Source organism: Archangium sp., assembly GCF_036388035.1.
Classification (GTDB): Bacteria; Myxococcota; Myxococcia; order Myxococcales; family Myxococcaceae; genus Archangium.
The window spans coordinates 1-7,225 of sequence record NZ_DASVSO010000319.1 but is presented as its reverse complement, the minus strand read 5'-3'; the positions used below and the strand labels follow the sequence as shown (position 1 = coordinate 7,225).

5 protein-coding genes are annotated in these 7,225 nt (G+C 68.9%); 1 reads left to right on the top strand and 4 read right to left on the bottom strand.

The window, feature by feature from the left end; all coding sequences use genetic code 11:
* Positions 1-1,042 (top strand): site-specific integrase (locus VF697_RS13130; protein ID WP_331094828.1); only part of this gene is annotated, 1,042 nt, incomplete at its 5' end.
* Positions 1,043-1,377: 335 nt separating this feature from the next.
* Here VF697_RS13130 and VF697_RS13125 read toward each other — a convergent pair.
* The 4 genes from VF697_RS13125 to VF697_RS13110 form a co-directional block, all read right to left on the bottom strand.
* On the bottom strand, positions 1,378-2,634 hold the full coding sequence (locus VF697_RS13125; RefSeq protein ID WP_331094826.1) for a hypothetical protein: 1,257 nt from the start codon (positions 2,632-2,634) through the stop codon (positions 1,378-1,380).
* Between the two features lie 311 nt (positions 2,635-2,945).
* Entirely contained in the window at positions 2,946-3,935 is a 990-nt protein-coding gene (locus VF697_RS13120; protein ID WP_331094824.1) for an FAD binding domain-containing protein, read from the bottom strand.
* Between the two features lie 17 nt (positions 3,936-3,952).
* On the bottom strand, positions 3,953-6,433 hold the full coding sequence (locus VF697_RS13115; RefSeq protein WP_331094822.1) for a xanthine dehydrogenase family protein molybdopterin-binding subunit: 2,481 nt from the start codon (positions 6,431-6,433) through the stop codon (positions 3,953-3,955).
* On the bottom strand, positions 6,433-7,074 hold the full coding sequence (locus VF697_RS13110; protein ID WP_331094820.1) for a (2Fe-2S)-binding protein: 642 nt from the start codon (positions 7,072-7,074) through the stop codon (positions 6,433-6,435). The genes VF697_RS13115 and VF697_RS13110 overlap by 1 nt, the downstream gene beginning before the upstream one ends.
* Between the last annotated feature and the right edge of the window lie 151 nt (positions 7,075-7,225).

Here is a 7,225-nt window from a genome sequence, read left to right as displayed (position 1 = left end):
TGGAACCTTCGGAAAGGAGAACAACACCGGGGAGCGCCCTATGACGTTGGCGGAGTTCGCCCCGCGCTTCCTGACCTACAGCGAGAACAACAACAAGCACTCCAGCGTCGTCAGCAAGAGCCAAATCCTGGAGTCTCACATCCTGCCGTTTTTCGGTGAAATGGCGCTGGCTGCCATTGGCCCGGCTGAGATTGAGGATTTCAAGGCTGTCATGCGCAAGAAGAAGTCAGCAGCGCGCGCCCGGAAGGAGGCCCCCACGCGGGCAGCCCTCCGCAAGCGCAGCGGCGAGGAACCAAAGCCGCTGAGCCTCAAAACCATCAACAACGTGTTGACGGTGCTGAGCAAGCTGCTGGCGGTCGCGGAAGAACAGCGGGTCATCGAGCAGGCCCCGCGCGTGAGGCTCTTCGCGAAGCTACCGAAGCCGCCCTTTGATTTCCTCACCTTCGAGGAAGCAGAGCGCCTGAGCAACGCCGCCGAGCCGGAATGGCGAGCGCTGCTGCTGGTGGCGCTCAAGGCGGGGCTGCGGCAAGGAGAGTTGATCGGGCTCCAGTGGGGCGACGTGGACTTCCAGCGCGGCAAGCTGCACGTCCGCCGCACCATCTGGCGCGGTGTCTCGGGCTTGCCCAAGGGCGGACGCGAGAGGACGGTGGAACTGCCGGGCTCGGCAGTGGACGCGCTCAAGGGACACCGGCACCTACGCGGCCCTTACGTGTTCTGCCAGGAGGACGGTCGGCCGCTGACTGACGGTCTGCTCAAGCTGCCGCTACGCCGGGCCCTCCAGCGGGCGGCCATCACGCGCGAGCAGGGCCGCATCGGTTGGCACGACCTGCGGCACACCTACGGTAGCCACCTCGCCATGAGGGGGATACCGCTGACGGTCATCAAGGAGCTGATGGGGCACGCGACCATCGACATGACGGAGCGCTACGCCCACCTGAGCCCGGACACGCGCAGAGAGGCGGTCGGGGTTCTCGACCGGCCCTCTGCGCCCGTGTGCGACATACGTGCAACACGGATGGAGGACGCTGCTAACCACCCGTAAGCACGGCGTAAAAAAGTGGAAGCGGCGGGAATCGAACCCACGCCGGGCGGCCTCCTGCTTGAGCACTTCCGCCGGGCAGGGCGGCGGAACACCTCCACGCGCCGCGTCCCCGTTGCCGCATGGCCCACGAGCCAAGAGCTCGCGCGCGCTGGGACAGTCCCATCCGCCAAGCTCACCGCCCACAGTTTGAGGGGACAGGGGCAGCCGAGTTACCCCGGCTCCATCTCGGCACCTGCCACGACAAATCTATGGCACCAGGGGCAATGGCCGACTCTTGCCGCAGGGTGGACGTTCATCTTCAGTTCTTGCGCTCTGGATCGAAGCCAATCTCTGCTTCATCCCGGGCTTCTCGGGGCGCGGGAGGCCGAGGTCGCGCAGAAGGCGCACCGGCCTCCCAGTCGGAGCGGCGCCCCACATTGCTGGCACCGCTCGCGGCCAGAGGTGTCCAGGTGCTCGCGCCCCACGAGGCTTCGTGTGCGCCAGTCCAGCACCGAGTCGAGTGTCCCCGTGGCGGTGAGGTAGATGGCCAGCTCGTCCGCGTGGCGCGGCGGCATCCTCAAGAGGGAGGCCAGTTGCTTCATCTCCAACCGCCCGCCATCCAGGAGTCGTGCGCGCAGGGGCTCGAGCCCGGAGGCGAAGAGGATCCGGACGCGCCGCCGCAGCAGGTAGGGGAGCGCCAGCGGCAGCAGCACGCCCTGGGCGAACCAGGCCCCACGCCTCCCCTCTTCGAGATGGCGTCCCACCCACAGGTAGGCCGCGGAGAGCGCCAGCGGCAATGCGCCACACACGGCCCAGGCCAGCATCGCCCGCTCCAGGCTCACCACGTCGGGGCCCCGGTGCAGCAAGATGGAGCCCCAGACGAGCGCCATGACGGCGAGGAAGTAGCTCAGCAGGTGATCGATCGCGCCGATGACGGCGAGTCCCACGGGGGCCGGCATGGGGAAGTCCAGGCCGGTGAGGTGGGCGAAGTCGGTCGAGCAGTAGGGACAGTTCGCCAGGTTGCCGAGCGCCTCGATGGCGCCGCCGCAGTGGGGGCAGCGCTGGAGGTTCTCCCGGGTGAGCACCGTGTCCACCGAGTAGACGACGCCTCGGGCCCGGTCCCACGCGCCGAGGAAGGCGCCGCGCGCCACGGTCCGCTCGAGCAGGGACTCGATGACGCCGGGGCTCACCCTGAAGCCCTGGGCGAGCGCCTCCACCGTCACCTCTTCCCGGGCGTCGATCTCCGCGAGCACCGCGTCGGGCCCGATGCCGAACAGCCACCGGCAGGGGCGCGGCAGCAGCACCCCCAGGGCGAGGAACCCCACGCCGAACAGGGGCACGGTGAGCAGGCCCAGTCCCACCCGCAGCACCCAGGCGGCGCGGTCGAACCGCCACAGTCCCACCGCGAGCCACGCCAGCAGCAGCGCGGGCAGGGTGAGGATGCCCGCCAGCACGATCCAGTTGACCAGGGCGCCGCTCTCCCCCTTGTTCACCCACGCCGTGCCGTAGCGGAGGAAGTCGTGCAGCAGCAGCCCGCCCAAGGCGCTCACCAGGGCCAGATCGAGCAGGGCGAGCGCGCGCACGAGGAGGGCCGCTCGGGGAAGTCTCTTCATGGGTGCACTCAGGGCGGGGTCTACCGAACCAAGCCTCTCTCCGCCTCACTCCAAAATCGGTGACCTCTCCGGAGGGTCATCGGTGGGGGCGCGAAAACAGGCGCGAGCCTCTCCACAGACGTGCGGGTGGACCTGGTCGTCGTCGGGCCCGACGCTGTCTCCCGTCGCGACGCACCAGAACGTCGCGGTCGAGACGAAGCCCGCATCCCAGGCCACCGCGGCGTCGTACCGGACGCCCGGCGTTCCCTTCGAACGCACGCGCCGACAGACACACGGTGGCTTCTGCTCGGTGCTCGAGTCCATGCGCTTCCTCAGGCCGCTGCCGCGGCGAGCACGGTTCTGCGGACCACCGCTTCGAGGATCGGGACCTTGTAGGCGTTCTTCGACAGCGGCGTCGCCCCACTCACGGCGGCCTTCGCCACCTGCCGCGCGAGTCCTTCATCGAGCGTCTTCCCCACGAGGAGCTTCTCCGCTTCCACCGCCCGCCGAGGCGTGGGCGCGACCCAGCCCAGGGCAATCGCCGCTTGACGGATGACCCGGCCCTCCACCCGCAGCACCACCGCGACGTCGCAGATGGGCCAGTCGTAGCTCTCCCGCTCGCCCTGCTTGTGGTACGCCGCTTTCGTTCCCGCCCCTGGCGCGGGGATGCGTACGCGCGTCAACAGCTCGTTCGGCGCGATGAGGGTGTCGCTCGGGCGCTTCATGTCCGGCGGCAGCAGGAAGTCGGCCAGGGGCACCACCCGCGACTTGCCCCCGGGGCCGGTCAGCTCGACCGAGGCCCCATAGGCCACCAGGGCCGTGGCCGGGGTGGAGGCATGCACCATCACCGTGCGCTGGTTGTCGAAGATGGCGTGATACTGGTTCTGCCCCGAGCGGACCCGCTCGACGTCGTCGCCACCGGCCTGGTGGAAGTGGTCATGCCGGAAGTACCAGCAGCGGGGCCGCTGGAGCAGGTTCCCACCCATCGTGGCGGCATTGCGGACCTGGGGCGTCGCGGCGTGCTCCGCCGCCTCCGCGAGCGCCACGAAGCGGCGGCGCACCTCGGGGTCCCGCGACAGCCGGCTCAGCGTCACCAGGGCGCCGAGCTCCAGGCCCTGTTTGGCATCGAAGCGCACCCCGTCCAGTCCCGGGATGGTCTTGAGGTTGACCACCCGGTGAGGGGCCACCACGCCTCCCTTCATCAGGTCCAGCAGGTCCATTCCGCCGGCCTTGGCGACGACAGGCTTTCGCTCGCTGCCTTCACCCAGCAGCGAGACGGCCTGCTCCACGGATTCAGCGTCCACCCACTCGAAGCTCTGCATGAATCCTCCGATTCGTCTCAGGCTCGCAGCGCCGCGAGCACGTTGGCGGGCGTCATCGGAAGCGTGCGAATGCGCTTGCCCGTCGCGTTGTAGAAGGCATTGGCCACCGCCGCCGCCGTCGCCACGTTGGCGGGCTCGGCGACTCCGCGCGCATCCGTCGAGGACTGCGCCCCCAGTTGCTCGATCAGGATCACCTCGATGCTCGGCACCTCGCGTGAACCGACGATCTTGTACTGGTCCACGTTGGCATTGAGCTGGTGCCCGCTCGCGGCGTCCAGGTGCCGCTCCTCGTAGAGGGCGTAGCTCACGCCTTGAATCACCCCTCCGTAGATCTGGCTCTCGGTGAGCTTGGGGTTGATGGGGCGCCCGCAGTCATGCACCGCGACCACCCGCTCCACCTTGACGATGCCCGTCTCCGTGTCGACCTCGACCTCGGCGAACTGGACGCCTCCAATTCCATGCCGGCTGATGCCCATCTCCGGCGTCTTCACCATGTACCCTTCGTAGTCGTCACGGCGCTCGGCCCGGTGGGAGATTTCCTCGAACCCGGCCTTCTTCACCGCCTCGCGGAAGGGCATCGCCGACGAGGCCTTGCCCTTCACCATCACCTTGCCCTCGGCGAAGATGATCTCTTCCGCGCTTGCCTTGAACAGGGGAGCAAGCCGTGTGGCCAGGTCCCGGGCACAGCGGTAGGCGGCGTTACGGGCAGCGGGAGTCAAGGAGCTGGTGACGCGGCTCCCGCCCGAGGCAGGGCCCACCGGGTAGCGGGTGTCACCGACGTGGGAGCCAATCTCCTCGGGGCGCAAGCCGAACTCCTCGGCCACCACCTGCGCCAGGATGGTGCGCGTCCCCGTCCCGATGTCCTGGGTACCGCTGAAGGCCTCGACGGAGCCATCACCCGACACCCGCACCTCACATGCGGTGTGCGGTTGGACCAGGTAGAGCCACTGGGACTGGGCGAAACCCATTCCCCGCTTGATGGGTCCCTTGTCCGAGCCCGCCGGCCGCCGCTTGCTCCAGCCGACCCGTTCGGCACCCACCCGGCGTTCATGGGCGCGTGCCACGCAATCATCCGTCCCCGAGATGTCGATCTTCCCCCGGAGCGCGAGCGGATCCATTCCAAGCTTCTCCGCCAGCTCGTCGACGATTTGCTCCAGGCTGAAGATGCCCTGGACCTGACCGGGCGCCCGGAAGGCGGCACAGGGCCCGGCATTGGTGAAGACGTCGTGTTGCTCCACCAGCACGTTCGGGCAGTCGTAGAGCGTGGCGTGGCAGAAGCCGACCCCCGCGCCGCCGGCCACGCCTCCGCTGCCGTAGGCCTGGAGCTGGAGCGCGACGAGCGTGCCGTCGCGCTTCGCGCCCAGCTTGAGCCGTTGGAGGCTGTTGGGACGATTGCCGCCCGACACATGCTCTTCCCGGCGATCCAGCATCATCCGCACCGGCGCGCGGGCCTTGCGCGAGAGGTGGATGGCGAGCAGTCCGTAATTGCCAATCCCGTACTTCGCACCGAAGCCGCCACCGGTGAAGTCACTGAGCACCCGGACCTTGCTCTTGGGCAGGTCGAAGTGCTCGGCCGCTTCCTCCCGGACGCTTCCGACGTACTGGGTGGAGGCGTAGATCGTGAGCCCCTCGTCCCGCCAATCGGCGACGAGTCCGTGCGGCTCCATGGGCACATGGGTCTGTACCTGGGTGCGGAACTCCGCCTCGATGACCACGTCGGACTCGCGCAGCCCCTTGGCGACGTCCCCGCGCGGGCCCATGCCTCGGGGCTTCGTGTCGGGACCGCGCACGTTGCCTTTCTGGGGAAGGCCCGGTGGCGAGCCTCCACCGCCCGCGGTTGCCGGCTGCTCGGTGGGACCGGGAAAGACGCGAGGCGCGTTCTCCTTCATCGCCTCCTCGAGCTCGGTGACATGGGGCAGGGGCTCGTACTCCACCTGGATCAGCTTCGCCGCGGCCTCGGCGGCGCGGGGGCTGTCGGCCGCCACCGCCGCGATGGGCTGGCCCGCGTAGCGGATGGTGGGGTAGCGGCTGCCCTGCTCCTGTTTGGGGTCGCGCAGTTGAGCGGACGCGAGCAGGCGCTCCAGGACGTGAACGGCACGGACTCCCGGGTAGCGCTCGGCCGCCGAGGTGTCGATGGACTTGATGCGCGCATGGGGCAGCGGCGAGACGACGCGCCGGGCCCAGAGCATTCCGGGAAGCTGGACATCGAAGGTGTAGCGGGCCCTGCCGGTGACCTTCTCGATTCCATCCAGACGCGAGACCGGCTTGCCAATGGACTTGAGCTTCGCGTTCTCGGGCAGGGGCGGCGGCTCGTCCAGGGGCACCCTCCGGGTGACCTCCTTCAGTCCCTCGCTGACAATCCCATACGGAAGGACCTGCTGCCTGGCGGGCCCCGGATTGGGAGGCGGTGCTTGCTGGGGCCCCCCCTGCGAGTCCTTCTGTGCGCCGGAGGGGTTGCTGGTGCCTCCGGAACCGGTGGTGTCCTTGACGTCTTGCATCAGCTGTTCCCCTTGGCCTTTCCGCCCCCCTTGGCCGCGGCCAGGGTCGCCTTGAAGACGTTGGGATAGGTGCCGCACCGGCACAGATGACCGCTGACCGCCTGCTTCACGTCCTCGAGCGTGCACTTTGGATTGCGCTCGACCAGCGCGGCGCAGCTCATCACCATGCCGGGCGTGCAGAACCCGCACTGCAGCGCGTCGTTCTCCACGAAGGCGCGCTGAACCGGGTGGAGCTCGTCACCCCGGGAGAGCCCCTCGATGGTGGTGACCTTGCGGCCCCGAGCGTCGAAGGCCAGCGTCATGCAGCTCGCGGCGACCTCGCCATCGAGCCAGACGGTGCAGGCCGAGCAGGCGCCGCGGTCACAGCCAATCTTCGTTCCCGTCATTCCGAGCTGGTGGCGCAGGAGCTCGGCCAGCGTCGTGGCGGGGTCGGCCTGGACGGTCACGGCGTGGCCATTGAGGGAGAGGGACAGCGAGGACGGCTCGGGACCCAGCACCGCCGGAGAGGCGGGCGCCGCTTCAGCGACGGACTGGGCCAGGGTGACGCTCAGGGCGGAAGCACCCGCGCCAGTGAAGAAGGCGCGGCGGCTGAGCTTGGGAAGCTGGGGCTTGGAGTCGGAGTCCTCATCGGGTGGGGCCAATGTCGAATGCTCCTTTCACGAATGACGCTACAGGAGCCATCGCGTGGCGGCCCAGCCGGTTTGTGACGAGCGGGTCACCAGCTTCGCTTCGTCAACAGAGCAACCCGGTCTCCAGGCTCGGCCGTGGGCCTGGCGGCCGAGGGTGTGGAGG

Coding starts and splice junctions, on each gene's coding strand:
- VF697_RS13120 (WP_331094824.1), bottom strand. CDS start 3,935: ATGCAGAGCTTCGAGTGGGTGGACGCTGAATCCGTGGAGCAGGCCGTC.
- VF697_RS13115 (WP_331094822.1), bottom strand. CDS start 6,433: ATGCAAGACGTCAAGGACACCACCGGTTCCGGAGGCACCAGCAACCCC.
- VF697_RS13125 (WP_331094826.1), bottom strand. CDS start 2,634: ATGAAGAGACTTCCCCGAGCGGCCCTCCTCGTGCGCGCGCTCGCCCTG.